Origin of the sequence: Leeuwenhoekiella palythoae (assembly GCF_900130045.1) — a bacterium.
Lineage (GTDB): Bacteria > Bacteroidota > Bacteroidia > Flavobacteriales > Flavobacteriaceae > Leeuwenhoekiella > Leeuwenhoekiella palythoae.
Genome location: NZ_FQXT01000001.1, coordinates 701,906 through 721,209 on the forward strand (window position 1 = coordinate 701,906; position 19,304 = coordinate 721,209).

10 protein-coding genes are annotated in these 19,304 nt (G+C 41.8%); 3 read left to right on the top strand and 7 right to left on the bottom strand.

Features of this window, described 5'->3' with window-relative positions; all coding sequences use genetic code 11:
- The 3 genes from BUA96_RS02860 to BUA96_RS02870 form a co-directional block, all read right to left on the bottom strand.
- On the bottom strand, positions 1–822 hold the full coding sequence (locus tag BUA96_RS02860) for an alpha/beta hydrolase (RefSeq protein ID WP_072980136.1): 822 nt from the start codon (positions 820–822) through the stop codon (positions 1–3).
- 18 nt (positions 823–840) lie between these two features.
- Positions 841–2,553, bottom strand: coding sequence for an arylsulfatase (locus BUA96_RS02865; RefSeq protein ID WP_072980138.1), 1,713 nt, complete (start codon positions 2,551–2,553; stop codon positions 841–843).
- A gap of 114 nt (positions 2,554–2,667) precedes the next feature.
- Positions 2,668–4,476: a glycoside hydrolase family 2 protein gene (locus BUA96_RS02870; protein ID WP_072980141.1), complete on the bottom strand. Its 1,809-nt coding sequence runs from the start codon at positions 4,474–4,476 to the stop codon at positions 2,668–2,670.
- 253 nt (positions 4,477–4,729) lie between these two features.
- Here BUA96_RS02870 and BUA96_RS02875 point away from each other — a divergent pair, with 253 nt between their 5' ends.
- Positions 4,730–8,692, top strand: coding sequence for a hybrid sensor histidine kinase/response regulator transcription factor (locus BUA96_RS02875; RefSeq protein ID WP_072980143.1), 3,963 nt, complete (start codon positions 4,730–4,732; stop codon positions 8,690–8,692).
- A 52-nt stretch (positions 8,693–8,744) separates the two neighbouring features.
- Here the strand turns inward: BUA96_RS02875 and BUA96_RS02880 are convergent, their stop codons facing one another.
- The 4 genes from BUA96_RS02880 to BUA96_RS02895 form a co-directional block, all read right to left on the bottom strand.
- Positions 8,745–10,256 (bottom strand): rhamnogalacturonan acetylesterase, encoded by a 1,512-nt coding sequence (locus BUA96_RS02880; RefSeq protein WP_072980145.1) that lies wholly within the window; start codon positions 10,254–10,256, stop codon positions 8,745–8,747.
- Between the two features lie 8 nt (positions 10,257–10,264).
- The gene (locus BUA96_RS02885) at positions 10,265–13,126 is read right to left on the bottom strand and encodes a glycoside hydrolase family 2 TIM barrel-domain containing protein (RefSeq protein ID WP_072980147.1); all 2,862 of its coding nucleotides are present in this window, start codon (positions 13,124–13,126) and stop codon (positions 10,265–10,267) included.
- A gap of 18 nt (positions 13,127–13,144) precedes the next feature.
- The gene (locus tag BUA96_RS02890) at positions 13,145–14,431 is read right to left on the bottom strand and encodes a rhamnogalacturonan acetylesterase (protein ID WP_233430599.1); all 1,287 of its coding nucleotides are present in this window, start codon (positions 14,429–14,431) and stop codon (positions 13,145–13,147) included.
- A gap of 199 nt (positions 14,432–14,630) precedes the next feature.
- The gene (locus BUA96_RS02895; protein WP_072980149.1) at positions 14,631–15,677 is read right to left on the bottom strand and encodes a GntR family transcriptional regulator; all 1,047 of its coding nucleotides are present in this window, start codon (positions 15,675–15,677) and stop codon (positions 14,631–14,633) included.
- A 149-nt stretch (positions 15,678–15,826) separates the two neighbouring features.
- On the opposite strand from BUA96_RS02895, the gene BUA96_RS02900 reads away from it, so the two are divergent.
- Complete coding sequence (locus BUA96_RS02900; RefSeq protein ID WP_072980151.1) at positions 15,827–17,923, top strand: bifunctional aldolase/short-chain dehydrogenase; 2,097 nt, start codon at positions 15,827–15,829, stop codon at positions 17,921–17,923.
- Positions 17,924–18,019: 96 nt separating this feature from the next.
- Complete coding sequence (locus BUA96_RS02905; RefSeq protein WP_072980153.1) at positions 18,020–19,300, top strand: sugar isomerase; 1,281 nt, start codon at positions 18,020–18,022, stop codon at positions 19,298–19,300.
- The last annotated feature ends 4 nt before the right edge of the window (positions 19,301–19,304 follow it).

The window sequence follows — 19,304 nt, forward strand, 5'->3', positions numbered from 1 at the left end:
TTATTCTACAGGATTAAAAAATGAATCAAAAAACACCAAATGATATTTAATCGCATCCCGCCAAACATCCCAGGTATGACCGCCGGGCGTGGTTAAAAAACGGTGCGGAATATTCATATATTCCAGTTTTTCGTGAAGTTTTACATTGGCATCATAAAAGAAATCTGAAGTCCCACAACTGATCATTATCTGTAAGGAATTGGGCGTCAATAAAGGCGTCATATTGATCACGCTATTAGCTTCCCAGCGTTCTGTATTCTCAGCATACGTACCCAAATATTCTGAAAGCTCCCAGTTGTTAGGAAATGGTGTGATGTCTACGCCACCACTCATACTACCCGCAGCGCCAAAAACATCTTGATGTTTAAAAGCAAGATAAAGCGCACCGTGACCGCCCATACTCAAACCGGTGATCGCTCTCCCGCTTCGGTCTTTTATGGTGCTGTAGGTGTTATCTGTGAACGCCACTAATTCTTCAGCTATGTAAGTTTCATACTGACTTTCTGGTTTTACCTCGCTGTCAAAATACCAACTATTATAATTTCCGTCTGGGCTTACAAAAATCATCTGATAGGTATCAGCAAACTCCAGCAGTTGAGGAGCGCGTTTAGGCCACTCGATATAACTACCAGAATGCCCGTGGAGGAGATACACCACAGGATATTTTTTTGAAGCATTGTAGTCGTCTGGCGTGATCACCATCGCTTTAATGTCCTTATCCATCACATCACTGTGGGTGGTTACCGTTTCTAGTTTACCGGCGTACGTAAAGGTACACGTGAGTAAAAACAGTCCTAAAACGAGTTGGTGTAAACTTCTCATACTTAAAATTGTATCAAATTAATTCGGAAAAACATCTGTTGCCTTGGCCATGGTATTCCATTCTTCTTGCATCGCTTTTAAACGATCGGGATATTTTGCTGCCAGATTATTCATTTCGGTACGGTCTTCTTTCAGATTATACAGTTCCCAATCTGCATTACCGTCAAGCTTAACCAGTTTCCAATCGCCTTGACGTAGAGCTGCTGCACCAAAATGCTCCCAAAATAACGTTTCATTAATCGGTGCTTCTTCTGTATTTGTAAAAGCCGAAACCATACTTTTTCCCATATATGGGTCGATGGTATTTCCGTTGAACTCCTCCGGATAAGTCGCTCCTGAAAGCTCCAGTAAGGTAGGCATAATGTCTATGATGTGTGCTGCTTGCGATTTTACAGCACCTTGTTCTTTAATTCCTGCCGGCCAGTGTACAATGAAGGGCGAAGTGATTCCGCCTTCGTAAACGCGGGCCTTCCAATATCTAAACGGCGTGTTGGCCACATTTGCCCAAACGGCACCAATACCAGACATCACCGTTTCAGGTCCCGGAAGATGTTCTTCGCTCTTCTTTACAGGATAATGAATTTCGCGACCATCACGTGTTTCTGAAGGGCGGTCAAAGCCAATTCCGTATTGAGAAGGACGCTCTGAACTTGCTCCGTTGTCTGACATAAACATAATTACGGTATTATCAAGTTGGCCGGTTGCTTCCAACTTGTCAATGAGTTTCCCGATGTTTTGATCCATACGATCAATCATTGCTGCGTGAACCGCCATCGCTCGAGAATCCCAGTTTTCATTTTCATTTTCTGCCCACTTCAAGTCGGGAAACATGAACTCAGAAAGTTTGGTCGTGTCTCCTTTGAAAATCCCTTTCTCGATGAGTTTTTTATAGCGCTCCTCTCTGATTTTTTGCCAGCCTTCGTCATACACGTGCTCGTATTTCTTGATTTCTTGCTCAGGTGCCATTAACGGCCAGTGCGGTGCACAATGAGCTACATAAAGGAAAAAAGGCTTTTCTTCTTTTACAAAATGATCTACATAAGCTACAGTAGAATCGCCGATGGCATCAGTGTAGTAGAAATCTTCTGGAACATCTTTTACAGGCTTTGTACCATTTACCAACGCAAACGGATCAAAATAATCTACTACTCCCCAAATGTTTCCGTAGTATTTATCAAAACCACGCGCTGTAGGATAGGTATCTAAATCTGAAAACGTTTCTTTTTCTGTCTGATGATTTAACCACTCGAGCTGCTCATTTCCGCCGAGATCTTCAGTAGGTGAAACGTGCCATTTCCCAACCATTCCGGTTTGATAACCGGCAGTTTTTAAAACTTCGGCCAAGGTTACGGTTTGTTCATCAAGACGACCGCGATATCCCGGAAGGTTACGATCCATCGTCATCTGACCAATTCCCGCCTGATGCGGATATTGCCCGGTAAGTAATGCTGCGCGAGAAGGACAACATCTTGATGTATTATAAAACGCGTTGAAGCGTAAGCCGTTTTCTGCAAGACCGTTTAAAACCGGCGTGTCTACTTCACCACCATAACAGCCCAGATCTGAAAAACCAAGATCGTCTGCCATAATCACAACGATATTCGGTTTTTCGGGTGTCTCTGAAACTGAAGCTTTATCAGAGGTGTCGTTGTTTTTGCAATTGATAAAAAGTAAGGAACAACCTGCAATTAGGCTGATTTTTTTACGGAAAGGATTTAATTTATGTAACATAACTCAAAACTAAAACGTTTTACTTTTGTTGTAAATGTATTCTTTTCAAATGAAAAAATCAGGATTCTCATTTTAGAAAATCCTGATTTTGAGCTTTACTTGGTGAACATGTGCTTATTCGTTAAGTGCATTAATCACTTCGGTATTGATTTGATTTGTTCGCTTGATATCTAATTTATCAACCTCGCGATCATAGGTCATTAGGCCATTGATTTCACCTTCTACATCAGTAGTTTGTGTGTAGATCGCTCCGGAGAATCCGGCGCTTACAAGTTCTTTCAACTTTTCAGCATAGTCTACATATTCATCGGTAACTTCTTTAGAATTGTTGAATTTCACATACCCCCAATTGTTTCCGGTTTTCCAAAGGTGTCCTTCCAAGGGAAGTCCGATTCCTCCATACTCTCCTATAACATTCACACGATTGGCGTCGTATAAATACATATTAGGCGCAGGATAATGGTGTAAATCCAGAATATCACCGGTCTGGAAGAAATTACCTCCACTAGCGGAATTTACCAAGCGTGAAGGATCGTATTCATTGGTCCAATCTGTAATTTCAACAGTCTTGAATTGTCCCCAAGATTCATTAAAGGGTACCCAGATCACTATACTTGGATACGAATAGAGATAATCCATTATTTCTTTCCACTCTTTGCGGTAGATCGCTTCAGATTTAGCGCTACGCTCAAATTCGTTTCCTTTATGGTAATCGCGATTTTGCCAGTCGTGCGAGTTATCACCGTTAGGCATATCTTGCCAAACTAAAATTCCCAAACGATCACAATGCGTATACCAGCGTGCAGGCTCTACCTTCACGTGCTTACGTATCATATTGTACCCATATTCTTTGGTTTTCACGATATCGTATTTAAGCGCTTCGTCAGTTGGTGCGGTGTATAAACCATCAGGCCACCAACCTTGATCAAGCGGACCAAACTGAAAGTAATCTTTATTATTAAGCTGCATACGCATAATGCCTTTATCGTCTCTTTTCTTAGAAATCTTGCGCATTGCGAAATAGCCTTGGACTTCATCTTGAGCTTTACCGTTATCAAGAAGTGCGATTTTAGTATCGTATAAAAAAGGAGATTCTGGCGACCATAACTTCGCATCAGGAACAGCAATAACAATTGGTTCGCCCACCGCAGCTTTTGTAGTAGATACTGTATTAGAACCATCTAGAATTGTGATCTCTACAACATCTCCATACGTAGTTCCCGCAGCAGCAACTTCAAAAGAGATCGTACCTTGATCAATATCTGGAGTCGTACGCACATCTTCTATGTGCTTTTTACTTACCGGCTCTAACCACACCGTTTGCCAAATTCCGGTAACCGGAGTGTACCAGATTCCGTCAGGATTTTTCACTTGTTTCCCTCTAGGTTGAGGACCATCACTTGTAGGGTCCCAAACTTTAACCGTGAGCTCTTGTTTTCCGCTCTTTAAAAACGGACTAATATCGAATGAAAACGGGGTGAACCCGCCGGTATGTGAGCCTATTTTCACTCCGTTTAACCAAACTTCAGTTTCCCAATCTACAGCACCAAAATGGAGTAGAACAGCTTTATTATTCCAATTTGAAGGAACACTAAAGTTGCGTTTGTACCACACTTCTTGATCTGCACCCACTTCTTTCATCACACCAGAAAGGCTCGACTCTACAGGAAAAGGCACTAATATTTTTCCGTCAAAACTTTTTGGAGCAGCTGCTCCCTTTTTCTCAATGCTGTATTCCCATAGCCCATTTAAGTTTTGCCAAGCATCGCGCTCCATAATTGGGCGTGGATATTCGGGTAGAACATTATTCACATCAATTTGCGATGCCCATTTGGTTTTGATCTTGTCTCCGGCGGGCTTCCACTGCGCCGTGAGTGTGGTCGTAACAAAAGCCAAAATGGCTAAAACTCTAATTTTTTTCATTTCAAATAATAGATTTAAACTTGGATCTCTAAAATTTACAACGTTGTAATTCTAAAAGATTCCAAAAATTTGCAATTCAAAGTACGTTATAGAATCTCCTAATTTTGTCAAGATTTCGTATCAATTTGCTATTAAATCCATTCAATTTCGGCGTTATTCTAAAAAATACCGGGATAGTGAGACGATATGTTGAGATGCTGAACTGTATTATTGTAGGGATAGCTGTATCTTTTAACCCATAAATCTTAAGGTTTTGAAATACTTAAAACACACCACTCTTTTTCTCTTAGTATTTGTTCAGATCGTTTTGGGTCAGGACTATTATTTTGAGCATTATACGGTAGAAAATGGTCTTTCTCACAATACAGTCTTATCCTCGCTCCAGGATTCAAAGGGCTTTTTATGGTTTGGCACTAAAGATGGTCTCAATCGGTTTGATGGCTATGCATTCAAACGTTTTCAGAATAAACCCAACGATCAAAAACACCTGTTAGGCAATTACGTAGAATCGCTTTTAGAGTATGATGGGCATATTTATGCCGGTACCGATAACGGCCTTTTCAGATACGATTATAAACTCGAGAATTTTACCCTACTTGAGGGAACCGAAGATATCATCATTCAAGATCTGGAGCACGACGCTGAAGGAAACATTTGGTACATCGGTAACGGTACTATTTATAATTATAACATCACCACAAGGCAAACCGAAGACTTTCCGCCCAGTAATTATTTTATAGCTTCTGAACTTCTAGAAACGCCCGAAGGTGGCATTGTTGCTGCGGGTTTAGATCAATTGTATCGCTTCAACCCAGAGGAGAAATCCTTTGAATCTTTAGGTTTTTATATGCCAGACGTGGAGCTTTCGGCCTTCAACATCAATATTTTGTTGATGTTAGACGACAATACGATAGTAATTGGTTCGCACAATTATGGGGTACTCGCTTTTGACCTCAAAACCAAAAAAACAACGAGTCTGCTTCCGGTAGCCAATCCGTTTTACATACACGATCTTACGCTTAAAAATGAAGACGAACTCTGGGTAGCTTCAGAATCTGGCGTGCACATCTATAACCTAAAAACGAAGGCGTATACTAATCTTAAAAAGAATATTAGCGATCGCTACGCGCTTTCAGACAATGCGGTTTATACGTTGACGGTTGACAGCAGTGGCGGCGTTTGGGCAGGGACGTATTTTGGCGGAATCAATTATTATGCACCTGCCTCGCGCTTTTTTACCAAATACTTCCCTAAACCTGCACAGAATTCTATAGTTGGAAACGCGGTGCGCGAAATTAAAGCAGATCAAAACGGCATGCTTTGGATTGGTACCGAAGATAATGGTCTCAGCAAATACAATCCCAAAACTGATACGTTTACCAATTTTAAATCAGAAGAGTCCGGCGGAATTCTTACGCATCACAACATTCACGCGTTAATGCCGGATGGCGATCAGATCTGGGTGAGCTACTTTGATAACGGGATTGACGTCATTGATATTAATACCCATAAGGTGCTTAAGCATTATCAAGTGGGAACTTTAGGCAAGGCGCGTAACAATTTTGTTTTCTCACTGGTTAAAACGACTTCCGGAAAAATTTACGCAGCTACGGTACGCGGCGTGAAGTATTACGATCCTGATCAAGACCGATTTGTGCTGTGTGACGCTTTCCCCGAAAATTATCATTACACCTCTTTTATTCAGGATTCTAAAGGAGTCCTTTGGGCGGGCACGTATTGGGACGGACTCTATTTTTTCAATCCAAAAACCGAAGAGAAAGGATATTTTCAAGAAGAAAACGCACAGGGCAACACGCTAAGTCACAACCACATCAACGGTATTTTTGAAGATGATTCCCAACGTTTATGGGTCACTACCGAAAACGGCCTCAACCTGTTCAACCCAAGCACTAAAACCTTCAATGTGTTTACTACCGCGCAAGGTTTCCCCAGCAATGTATTTTATGCGGTGGTAGAAGATAATTCAGGGAAACTCTGGGCTACTACTGCAAATGGTCTGACTGCGTTTAACAGTAATTTTGAGAATATTCAAACCTTTACTAAAGCGCAAGGATTGTTGGGTAATCAGTTTAATTACAACAGCATTTATAAAAATCCATCCGGGCGTATTTATACCGGTAGCGTCAACGGGATGGTCAGCTTTGATCCTTCAAGCCTTATAAAAGATAAAAATCACGCACCGCTTTATTTAACGGGCTTACACATCAATAACAAAGAGGTTGCTGTAAATCCTGAAGATGACATACTTCCGGAATCCATTGCAACCCTGAACACGTTGGTTCTTGAGCCGGAAGATTCTTCATTCAGTATTGACTTTGCTGCTCTGGAATATACCGCTCCCGAGGTCACGAAATACTGGTACAAACTTGAAGGATTAAATACAGAATGGATTTCGCTGGGAACTAACAACACCGTGCATTTCACAAAACTGAATCCCGGTGAATATACCTTACACATCAAATCTCAAAACAGCAATGGCGTTTGGAGCCAAGAAAGCCAACCCCTGAACATCGAGATTTTGCCGCCCTTTTATTTAACCAAACTTGCTTTTGCACTTTATATTTTGTTTGCTGTGCTCTGTATTGCTGCGGCGTTTAGAGTCTACCATTTATACCTAGCACGTAAAAACAACCGAAGAATCAAGCAGGCCAATGATAAAAAGGAGAAGGAAGTGTATCAGGCTAAAATTGAATTTTTTACTAATATTTCGCACGAGATACGCACGCCTCTCACACTGATCAAGAGTCCGTTAGAGAAAATTCTCAAGTACAAAGACATTTATCCTGAGATTGCTGACAACCTCAAAATAATGAACAAGAATACCAATCGTATTCTTAATCTGGTCAACCAACTTTTAGACTTTAGAAAGACCGAAATTGAAAAAATGAGTCTCAGTTTTGTGGAGACCGATGTGAGCCAATTAGTACGAAAAACACAAAGCAGATTTACCGAAGCGATTAACGATAAAGAAATGGAACTTCATCTGGATCTGGAAGAAGAGGTTATTGCCTTCGTGGATCCCGAAGCCCTCAAAAAGATATTGAGTAATCTCTTAAGCAATGCGATCAAATATGGCGAAAAGCATATTTATCTAAGCTTGGAAAAAGCCGGGCAGCACTTTAAGATCGCTGTAAAAAACGACGGTTACCTGATCCCTGAATCGATGAAGAATAAGATCTTTGAACCTTTTTATCGTCTTTCGGAAGGAGCTACGCAAGCCGGAACCGGAATAGGGTTATCCTTAGCGCACTCGCTGAGTGAAATGCACGATGGAAGTCTAAAACTTCAAACGCTAGACAATGGTTTGAACACTTTTGTGGTTGAGCTTCCGCTACACCAGAAAAAGCATTTTGAACTGTACGACCATCCCGCTACCACCGAAGAAACTCCCTTAATTCCTCAAAAACCTGTACAAGCTTCCGCAGCTACAAAACCTGTTATTGTCGTTGCTGAAGACAATCAGGATTTACGCGAATTTGTCACTAAAGAATTACAGGAAGCTTATAAAATCTATGCTGCTCCTAATGGAGAGATCGCCCTTCAAATGCTCAAAGAACACAGTGCGCATTTGGTTATCAGTGATATTGCCATGCCGGTAAAAGATGGCTTCACGCTCTGTAGAGAAATTAAAACCAATATTGAAACCAGCCATGTACCGGTAATTTTACTGACTTCAAAAAATGCACTTTCAGCTAAAATTGAAGGCCTTGAATCTGGTGCTGACGCGTACGTTGCTAAGCCATTTTCGGTAGATTTTTTAAAAAAGCAAGTGGCTAATCTAATCGAGAACCGCAAGCATATAATGGAGCATTACGCCACCTCGCCGCTTGCACATATGCGTAGTATGGCCAACACGAAAACGGACGACGCATTCATTAAAAAACTAGACGATACCATCGCCAATAATATGGCAGATTCTAATCTCAATGTAGAAACCCTCGCCGAAATTATGCATATGAGCAGGTCTACTTTATACCGAAAAATCGCCGAAATCACTAATTTGAGTCCAAACGAACTCATCAATATTTCCCGACTTAAAAAGGCTGCTGAATTGCTAAAAACAGAGAATTATAAAATTTATGAGGTGGCAGAAATTGTAGGTTACAATTCGGCTACGAGTTTTGGTCGCAACTTTCAGAAACAGTTTCAAATGACACCTTCTGAATATGTGAATAGCGATCAACGTATTTCCTAAAAGAAAAAGCCCGGAAACACCGGGCTTTGTTATTAGTTCATAAAATCGATTTCTATTCTTCAGAAGCGATAAACACATAATCCCGCAAGTCTGATTTGCGCAATCCTTCAATCAGTTCTGCAACCGTAAGCGCATTTAATTGTGCTCCCGCGTGATTGGTATGGGTATGATCATCGGGGAAAAATTCGGCAACTTTTTCTTTACCCATCGCTTCGTATTTCTGAGCAACGGCTTCATTCAGATCTAAAAAGTACCCACCGGCTTCATCCACTGCTTCTTTCGCCCATTTCACATAAGATTCGGTGGGGCGTTCCACTTTTCCATTAGGCCATTCGTTACGAGGAATCATACTCAACACAATTGGTGTTGCTCCCGCAGCTTCGGTTTCTTTGATGTATTGCTTTATATACCAGCCATATGTATGTACAGTCTCAACACCTGTACTATCGCGCTGCACCTCTTGCGTTTCGTCGCCCATTCCTTTTAAAGAACCGCGATATTTAGGCTGATCTACGTGTCCGCCGTCATTATGACCAAATTGCATCAGTACAAAATCTCCGGGTTCTAATCGCTCTTTTACTTCATCCCAAAGTCCTTCATAGCGAAAGGTACGGCTGCTTCTTCCCCCACGCGCTTTGTTATACACATTCATTCTAGTGGTGTCTATATGCTGCGGAAGATAGACGCCCCAACCGGTTTTCCCATCCTGACCATTATTGGCCACCGTAGAATCTCCAATGATGAATAAATTATGCTTTTGCGGAAGCGTGATCTCAGGATTTTCAAGCACATATTCTTTTAATGAATTATCACTTTCCTGAAGTCCTTCTGCGATCAACGAGGCTGCTAAAACCGCTCCTTTAGCCGAAGTATGCGTGTGATCGCGTTTGTAAAATAAATGACCGGTGACTTGATCCTCGCCCCGCTTTTCCATTTCCGAAGCCATTTTATCGTTAAGATTGATGAAGGTCACCTGTTCTTCTTCAGCGATCTGTTTTGCCCAACCGCCATAACTTTCATCATTGCGGGGCACTTGTCCATCCATCCAGTCGTTACGGGGAATTGGTGCCATAACTACAGGAATCGCTCCTTTCGCTTTTGCTTCGGTAACCACTTTACGAATGTACCAGCCATAACTGTGCACCACTTCGTGTTCACCGGTGAGCATATTGTCTATTTCTTCAGTTTCTTCACCTGTTCCTTTGATGGTTCCACGAGCGCGCGAATCGTCGTTGAGCGCTCCGCTATCATTATGCCCAAACTGAATCAAAACATAATCGCCCTTTTGCAAACTGTCTAAAACCGGCTGCCAAAGCCCCTTGCTTTGAAAAGTGCGGCTGCTGGTTCCGCCCAAGGCGTGATTTTTAACCGAAACTTTTGTAGTATCTAAAAACTGACCGATATAATCGCCCCAGCCCCAAAGACCTCCATCTCCTTTACCGCTGCCATTTTTTACTGTAGAATCTCCCACGCAATAGACCGTGGGTTTTTGAGCCTGTGCAGTATCACAACTTGTAAAAAGCACTGCCGAAAAAAGCACTAAAAATGCTGAAACTATTCTCATATCTAATTCTATTTTAAGTCTACATCTGTTCTAAAGTCAAACCAAAGTTTCATAGAGATCCCATCGTCGCCGCTCTTGATCCTAATGTTTGAAGGCTGACTACTAGGTCCCTGTTGCGATAAAGGTTTAAAGGCACGTTGCCCCGGAATCTCATACATAAATGAGATATTCCCCGGAGGAAATGAGGGCTGAAAATGACTGCCTCTAAAGCCATTTTGTGCCTCATCCGGTGTAAATAAGCGCAGGAATAATTTATCGCTTTCACTAAATACTTTGAAGCTATTTTTCCCGGCTTGAAGATTTCCGGCAAGGAAATTTGCATAAAATCCTTTAAACTCCGGATAAACCAAATTTTCAAAACTTTCTCCGGTAATGGTGGTATTGTATTCTTTTTCCCAAATACCGTATTCAATTCCTTGCAAGCGGTTGCGCCATGTGTGGTATGGTCCGCGGCCAAAAAGCGTAATTCCCTCAACTCCTTCTTCTGGAAAGTCAAAAGTGATTCCAAATTTATCGATATCGCCTTCATAAAATGCCCCGTCAAAACCACTATTTCGGCCTGCATTTTTAAGTGCGATCATTTTCATATGCACACGACCATCAGGATACATCGTCCAGGTGATGTGATCAATCCCGCCGTTATAATCAATTCTACAAACCGCATTTTTCCCCTCTTGAGTTAAGGTAACTTTTTCTACCTCAGCTTTCATCCCAATAGGCTTAGGACCGTTCACAAAAGGTATATTACGTTTTTCACTTTTTACCTCTGTGATGTAACCGGTTTGTGCATTCAGTTTTAGGGTGACCTTATCGCTTTTCAAAGTGACCAGATTTTCATCCTGTGTAGCTTTAGCCGATTTCTTAACCGCTTCTTGATAGATCAACTTATCAGCAAAGTAATCTGCTTTATGTATCGCCCACGTCCAGGTATAGATCTCGCGCCCATATTGATCTCTGGCGGTGATCTCCAGCCAGTCTCCTTTAAAGAAATCAGCCGCTACCGGCATTGTAATTTTTCGGGTTTCACCGGGTGCAGCATTCGGAAGATCGATAGCTCCAGAAGCTACAACCCTGGCTTTGGTATTGGGGTTGTACATTGTTCCCGCTCCGGCTTCCATCACCCTGTAATTCATCGTTACGGTGTTTAGGTTGCTAAATAAATACGCATTGGTAACAAGAAAACTTCCGTCAAAGGTTTCTGTGATTGCTTTCGGTTGAAATTGGACTGGTGCCCATACTTCTTTCACCGTGTAGAAACTGCCTTCTTTCTCGCGATGCGGACCTAAAACACCATCGGAAGCAAGGTTGCCTTTAGAATCAAATTTCTCCTCGCCGGTCCAGTCGGTTCGCAGCACAGCTTCATCGCTATATACCCACATAAATCCACCGGCAAACAACGGACTTTCGCTATAATGTTCCCAGAAATCTTTGAGTCCGGCTCCTATCCCATTGTCGTACGTTCCGTGCATAAATTCAGTAGGAAAAAACACATTTTCTCCACTTCCGAAGCGGTGCACACCAGTCAAATAGGTTGGATAATGATGGGTATCCCAACCGTTAAAATCAGACCACGGGTGAATTACAATTCGATTTTGTGGGTCGTGTCGTTCAAAATCATCGTCGAGATCGTAGTTCCATCCACCTTCATTTCCTTGGTCCCAAATGATCACCGAAGGATGGTTTACGTCGCGATCTACCATCTCCTTGATCAATTGTTCGCCGGTTTCTGTATCATACGGATTCTGCCAACCGGCGAGTTCGTCTAACACCAAAAGCCCCAAAGAATCACATACGGCAAGAAAATGATCATCAGGCGGATAATGAAAACGCACTGCATTCATATTCATATCTTTGATCAGGTTTACATCCATCACACTGATGCGTTTGCTGGTACTGCGACCACCTTCCGGCCAAAAGCTGTGGCGGTTGATCCCTTTCATCACGAGCTTGGTTCCGTTTAGGTAAATTCCGTCGCGTTTTCTAAAATCTAAGGTTCTAAAACCGATGCGTTCTGAAACTTCGTGCACGGTTTTTCCATTTTTTTGCAATTCCAGTTTCAGCGTATATAAATTAGGATGTTCAGGATCCCAAGGTTTTACTTTGCTCCATTGTGTGGCGATGGTTTGCTCGTTTTCGGCAGTGAGGTCAATGGTTTTTACCTCAAAAGTTTCATTCCCTTCTAATGGACTCAACGAAGCCAGAACCTTTAGATTTTCTGAAGGATTCACTAAATCCAGAACAGCCTTTAGGCTTCCGTCCATCTGCGCATCAACGGCGATATGATCTATATGTGTTTGTGGTTTTACTTCGAGCCAAACCGGACGATATATCCCGCCAAACAGCCACCAGTCGGCCTTTCGCTCTGCGTTGTTTACGGTATTATTTTCAGAATGCTTCCAGACGTGCACTTCGAGTAGGTTGTCGTCCCCAAAATTTAGAAACTCAGTAATATCATATTCAAACTCATAGAAACCGCCGTGATGCTTCGGCCCTACCACTTCCCCATTTATTTTCACTTCGGTATCGGTCATTACTCCACCAAAATGAATGCTAACAACCTGTCCCTCTGCTGAAGCAGGCATCTCAAAATCAAGTTTGTAAAAGCCTTCTTCTTTACTGGGTTCATCCTGCTCCAGTTCTTTATACCAGCGACCATACGTGTACTCGCCAAAGCCCTGCAATTCCCAATGCGAAGGAACTTCAATAGTTGACCACTTTCCGCTGTTATTTCCTTCTGAAACTTTAAAATCCCAAGTTTTAGGATGTTCAAAATCAGGCCCCGAAAGCATTATTTTATGGGTTTGTTGCGCACAGATAAACGTGCTGCTTGCCAGTAAAAAAACTGAAAGTATGCGTGTTTTAAGGTTCATAAACAACTGGGTTAAATTTTAATTTCCGTCAGGTTTTAGGGATTCAAACAAACTGCTGTAAGGAAGGGTGTACGATTCAGGAAGATTGGGTGTATCAGGATCGTAACTTGGTGCATCTTTAGCGATATAGTTTTTAAGTTCAGAATCGCTTTTGCGCAGACCGCTTAGAATCGCCAGCGCAACCTCATTAGCACCAAAATTGCTGAAGTGCGTATTATCTTCTAAAGCTTCCCGCTGCCCCGGAAACATATTTGCGGCATACTGTACAAAAGCCTTACGAGATAATTGCGGGCCCCAGGCTTCGTACATTTTGGTCGTCATTTTGGTTAGATCTATTAATGCCACCGCTTCGTTTTGAGCAACTTTACGCATTGCATCAGGGAACTCACCGTGTGTAGGTTTTAATTTTTTCCCGTCAAAAGCACGACGTTGTGTAGGCGTAATTAAGATAGGAGTACCGCCTTTTTCTTTAATCCGTTTTATAAAATCGGTCATTATTGAAGTATAGAGGCCGTATGCTCCTGCGCCTTCTCCTTTTACCTTCTCATCGTTATGACCAAACTCGATCACTACAAAATCGCCTTCTTTTAATTGGTTTAAGATCTTATCGATTCTACTACTTCTAAAAGACGCCAGAGAAGCACCTGAAGAAGCTTGATTGGCGACAGCGATCTCCTCGTTCAAGTAGGCCGTAATAAATTGACCCCAAGAAGCCCAAGGCTCCACATCTTGATTGGTTACCGTAGAATCCCCCGCTAAAAACAAGGTTTTTGTCTGATTTACAGGTTCGATCTTTATTGATTGTACAGTACTGCTCCCTAAGAACTCGAGCGTTAACTTCTTATCCCAATCTAATTTGGCTAGTTCGCGCTCTTTAAGTCCAACATCATAACCGGGCTCGATCGTTTTATTGAAAAGGCTAAGCGTGAAGGTTTGAATAGCTGCCTTTGATGAGGCGATACGTTCTTGCGCTAGAAAGAGCCTTTTTGATTCGGCTTTAACCGTCATCTCGGTGTTTTTGCCTGATAAAGTTACCGTGACTTTATAATTTCCTTCAGGAAGATCTACCGAAAAATACACCGGCATTGTGGCTTTAAACCCTTCTTCTTGAATTGCTACCCGATAGGCTGTACCCAGATCAAAACCATAACCCGAAGCAGGAGTATAAGGAAGTGCTGTTGCAATGAAAGTCGCATCAGCCTGGGTTGCCTTCCTTCCGAAGTCAAAATAATGAGTGTTCGTTTGGCTCGCAATCGATTGCATTGAAGCCACAATCAAAACAAGCATTTGAAAAATTTTATACATAACACGTTTTGGGTAAACTATCTCAGGGCAAGCCCGTGAGGCATTAGTTGGAAACAAATTTTCAATTTTGAGGCATCCCGATAACTATTGGGATGGCGTCTTAAACCCTATGGCCTCGCCAATAAAAATGAAAATTACAATTCTTAACCTAATAAGCTATCCTGTACTGTTATGATAAACGTATATTTTACAATTAATATTAAACGCTGTTGCGCTCAATGTATTTAAATACGTTTTTGACCTTTTCTTTTTTATTTTTAAGGACCATATAGGCGGCGGTCTCGCCCATCGCTTTAAAATCGGTACTGATCACGGTGATGCCTAGTAATTCTTTTAACGGTGTTTCGTTGTAAGAAATCACGCCAATATCTTTACCCATAGTCAAATTGCGCTCGCGTATCTGACGCACAAGATTTACCAAGTCCATTTCCTCGATCGTGATGTAAACATCGCGACTTTCAAAATCCATATCATCGTAGATCTCATTGAGAATTTCGTACTCAAAATCATATTGCATACAAAATTGCTTAAAGCCGTGCATAATACGTCTTGGATACGGGTGAATGAGTTTTTCAGGATAAACTAGAATAAGCTTGTCGTACTTTTTAAGCTTATCCATTCCTTCTTTGAGCGCGTTAAAAATATCTTCTTTAAAATCCTGATAGATAGAACCATAATTACCCTTGATCTCAGGCTTGGTGTTATCTACCATTAGCAGTTGATCTTTAGGAATTAGCTCAATGGCTTTCAAGACTTCGGGGGTAAAACTTATGTGATTAAGGTCATTGTCTTTAAAATGTGGCATGATAACGTAATAGTTATAAGCGCCAAGATTCTTCTCAATAGCATTTACAAACAGAGACTCTTCACAGTGATAGATATACAGGTTTACGTGCGCATTTACGCCTAAAGTGTTCACAAAATGATTAAAGATCATCATCTTATAAGAACTGGGTTTATTGATGAGGAAGAACACATTAATACGCGAAATCAATTCGGTTTTTGCGGTGTAATACCCCTTCCCTTTCACCGAAATGATCACCTTGCGTTCTTTTAAAATCTTGTACGCTTTTTCAACAGTATCCCTACTTAAATAAGCAGATTCACTCAGTTCATTGATAGATGGAATTTTCTCCCCAATCTTTAATTTTCCTTTCGCTACATCATTAATTATAGAGTCAACGATCTGCTTGTATTTGGGTATTCGAGAATCTTCATTAATACTAATGTTTACATTTTGAGACATAGATAAGAAGCGTGTGTTTGTTTGTGTTTTGTAAAACTAATCAAAAGATTAGCGTATTAAAACAAATATGTTGCAGTACAGCACAGGATGCTATCCTTTTTGTTTACATCTATTTTTGGGTCAGATGCTATAACCTTTACAAACTAAAAATGGAAAAAACTTTTAGCCACGTAGATTATCTTTGGGATGAACAAAAAGCGGCAGAATTAGGAGACGATCAGGTTGCTCTTTTTCTGTATCGCTCTAACATCCTTGGCGCAGATTTAAGAATAACAAATTACGGCGGCGGTAATACCAGCTGCAAAACCATAGAAAAAGATCCGCTTACTAATGAAGACGTCGAAGTGATGTGGGTAAAAGGTTCTGGAGGTGATATAGGTACGCTAACCCGACAAGGAATTGCCGGTTTATATACAGAGCGCCTGAGAAACCTTAAAAATGTTTACGGCGGGCTTGAAGATGAAGACCGTATGGTAGGCCTTTTTAATCATTGTATTTACGACTTAGATTCAAAAGCACCTTCTATTGATACGCCACTGCACGGCTTACTTCCTTTTGCACATATAGATCACCTGCATCCTGATGCGCTTATCGCAATTGCTGCGGCAGAAGATAGTGAGAAAATCACCAAAGAAATTTGGGGTGACACAATGGGTTGGGTACCTTGGCAGCGCCCTGGCTTTGACCTTGGCCTTCAGCTAGAAAAATGCCTAAATGAAAACCCTGGAATCCGCGGAATTGTCCTAGGAAGCCACGGTTTATTCACTTGGGGAGATACTTCTTACGAATGCTATATCAATAGTCTTGAAGTGATCGAGAAAGCGTCTTCTTATATCGAGAAAAAGGTAAAGGAAAACGGAAACGTTTTTGGCGGACAAAAGATCGAAAGTTTACCGGCAGATCAGCGTAAAGATCAGGCTGCTAAATTAATGCCGCTCCTTCGCGGACTCGCTTCTTCCGAAAACCGTATGATTGGTCATTTTACTGATAGTGACACGGTGCTTCAGTTCATTAACAGTAATGATCTGGAAAAATTAGCTCCAATGGGGACTTCGTGCCCTGACCACTTCTTGCGTACTAAGATTCAGCCATTAATTCTAGATTTAGATAAAAACGCAGATCTTGACGACACCGAAGCAGTATTGGCTAAACTAGAACCTTCTTTTGAGCAATACCGTCAGGAATACAAAGATTATTACGAAAGCTGTAAACATGACAACAGTCCGGCGATGCGTGATCCTAACCCTGTGATCATCATCTTCCCCGGAGTAGGGATGTTCAGCTTTGCTAAAAATAAACAAACCACACGTGTAGCAAGCGAATTCTACATCAACGCCATCAACGTAATGCGCGGTGCAGAAGCGATCACCAGTTACACTTCATTGCCACGCCAAGAAGCATTCGATATCGAATATTGGTTGCTTGAAGAAGCAAAATTGCAACGTATGCCTAAAGAGCAACCGCTTTCTCGCAAAGTAGCTTTGGTTACCGGTGCTGCCGGCGGAATTGGTAAAGCGATCGCAGATAAGCTTGTTGCTGAAGGTGCTAATGTCGTACTTACCGATATGAGCGAGGAAGCTTTAAAAGAAGCTGTTGCGACCTATAAAAAAGATCAAGTTGCCGGTGCGGTTTGCGATGTTACCAGTGAAGAAGCTATTAAAAAAGCCTATAAAGAAGCTTGCTTGGCCTTTGGTGGTGTAGATATCGTGATCCACTCTGCAGGATTAGCAATTTCTAAAGCATTAGAAGATACGACACAAAAAGATTGGGATCTTTTACAGAATGTACTTGTTAAAGGGCAATTCTTAATGGCTCAGGAAGGTGTTGCGATTATGCGCAAGCAAGGCTTAGGCGGTGACATTGTGAATATCGCAAGTAAAAACGGACTCGTTTCAGGGCCTAATAACGTAGGTTATGGTACTGCAAAAGCTGCTCAACAACATATGACACGCCTACTCGCTGCAGAATTAGGCGGTGATAAAATTCGTGTAAATACCGTAAACCCTGATGGTGTTATCGTAGGTAGCAAGATCTGGGAAGGCGCTTGGGCCGAAGGTCGCGCAAAAGCGTACGGTATCGAAGTTAAAGACTTACCTGCACACTACGCAAAACGTAATTTGCTTAACGAGATCATCCTGCCAGATGATATTGCAGACGGTGTTTTTGCCTGTGTGGGCGTACTGCAAAAAAGTACCGGAAATACCATCAACGTAGACGGTGGTATGGCCAATGCTTTTGTGCGCTAATTTTAATTGAATTGTTTTAATTATCAGGAAACTCCTTATTCTGTTTCTAGTCTCAGGAGTTTCTGTTAATTTAATATCCTCCAAATTTGTCTTCCAATGAATATCGAAACACAACAACTACAAGATCTTAACGCAAAAAACCTTTCTACTCATAAATCTCAATTCGATTTCTTAACTCAAACGTTGTCGAATTCTGACGTCGATGTAGATCAGGTTATTAAAAAACTAGCCGATTTTCAAGTGGCGATTCCCAGCTGGGCATTAGGTGCCGGCGGAACCCGCTTCGGAAGATTCTCTTATGGAGGGGAACCTGCTTCTTTAGAACAAAAAATTGAAGACATCGGGCTTATTCATAAGCTAACACAAACGGCAGGAGCTATATCATTACACATTCCATGGGATGTGCCGGAAGATTACAATGCGATCAAAGAACTCGCTGCGCTTAACAAGATCAAGTTTGATGCAGTAAACAGCAACACCTTTCAGGATCAAAAAAATCAAAAGGAAACCTATAAATACGGTTCGCTAAGTAATACCAGTGCAGCGGTACGTGAGCAAGCGATTGCTCACAATAAAGAAGTGGTAGAGATCGGAAATAAATTAGGATCAAAAAGCTTGACCGTATGGTTAGCTGACGGTGCTTCCTTTCCTGGGCAAAACAATTTTCAGACTGCACTAACGCATACCCAAAACAGCTTGATCTCGATCTATGAAGATATGCCGGCAGATTGGAAAATGTTTATCGAGTATAAACCTTACGAGCCTTATTTCTACAGTACGGTTATTCAGGATTGGGGGACGTCGCTAATGCTTGCCAACGGCTGCGGTGAACGCGCGTACACTTTGGTAGATTTAGGACATCACCTTCCGAACACGAATATTGAACAAATTGTTTCCATCTTAATGCTGAAAGGCAAACTTGGAGGTTTTCACTTTAATGACAGTAAATATGGTGATGATGATATCACCGTTGGAAGTATCAAACCGTATGCACTTTTCCTGATCTTTAACGAGTTGGTTTACGGAATGCAGAACAATCCACAAAACCCGGAATTGGGCTGGATGATCGATGCGAGTCATAACCTTAAAGATCCGCTTGAAGATTTGATTCAATCGCTTGAAGCGATTCAAGAAGCCTATGCTAAGGCCCTCTTGATCGATCAAGAGGCTTTACGAGCGGCTCAGGAAAATAACGACGTTACCTTGTGTCAAGAGATTTTACAAACTGCATACCGCACCGATGTACGACCATTAGTTCAGGAGGCACGCCTAAAAACCGGCGGTGCACTGAATCCTATTGCGGCCTACCGCGATCTAGGCGTGCGTGATGCACTTATTAAAACAAGAGGAAAAAACACAGTAGCGACAGGGCTATAAACTG

Excerpts from the sequence above, each read along its gene's own strand:
- BUA96_RS02860 (WP_072980136.1), bottom strand. The coding sequence starts at position 822 with ATGAGAAGTTTACACCAACTCGTTTTAGGACTGTTTTTACTCACGTGT.
- BUA96_RS02865 (WP_072980138.1), bottom strand. The coding sequence starts at position 2,553 with ATGTTACATAAATTAAATCCTTTCCGTAAAAAAATCAGCCTAATTGCA.
- BUA96_RS02870 (WP_072980141.1), bottom strand. The coding sequence starts at position 4,476 with ATGAAAAAAATTAGAGTTTTAGCCATTTTGGCTTTTGTTACGACCACA.
- BUA96_RS02880 (WP_072980145.1), bottom strand. The coding sequence starts at position 10,256 with ATGAGAATAGTTTCAGCATTTTTAGTGCTTTTTTCGGCAGTGCTTTTT.
- BUA96_RS02885 (WP_072980147.1), bottom strand. The coding sequence starts at position 13,126 with ATGAACCTTAAAACACGCATACTTTCAGTTTTTTTACTGGCAAGCAGC.
- BUA96_RS02890 (WP_233430599.1), bottom strand. The coding sequence starts at position 14,431 with ATGTATAAAATTTTTCAAATGCTTGTTTTGATTGTGGCTTCAATGCAA.
- BUA96_RS02895 (WP_072980149.1), bottom strand. The coding sequence starts at position 15,677 with ATGTCTCAAAATGTAAACATTAGTATTAATGAAGATTCTCGAATACCC.
- BUA96_RS02900 (WP_072980151.1), top strand. The coding sequence starts at position 15,827 with ATGGAAAAAACTTTTAGCCACGTAGATTATCTTTGGGATGAACAAAAA.
- BUA96_RS02905 (WP_072980153.1), top strand. The coding sequence starts at position 18,020 with ATGAATATCGAAACACAACAACTACAAGATCTTAACGCAAAAAACCTT.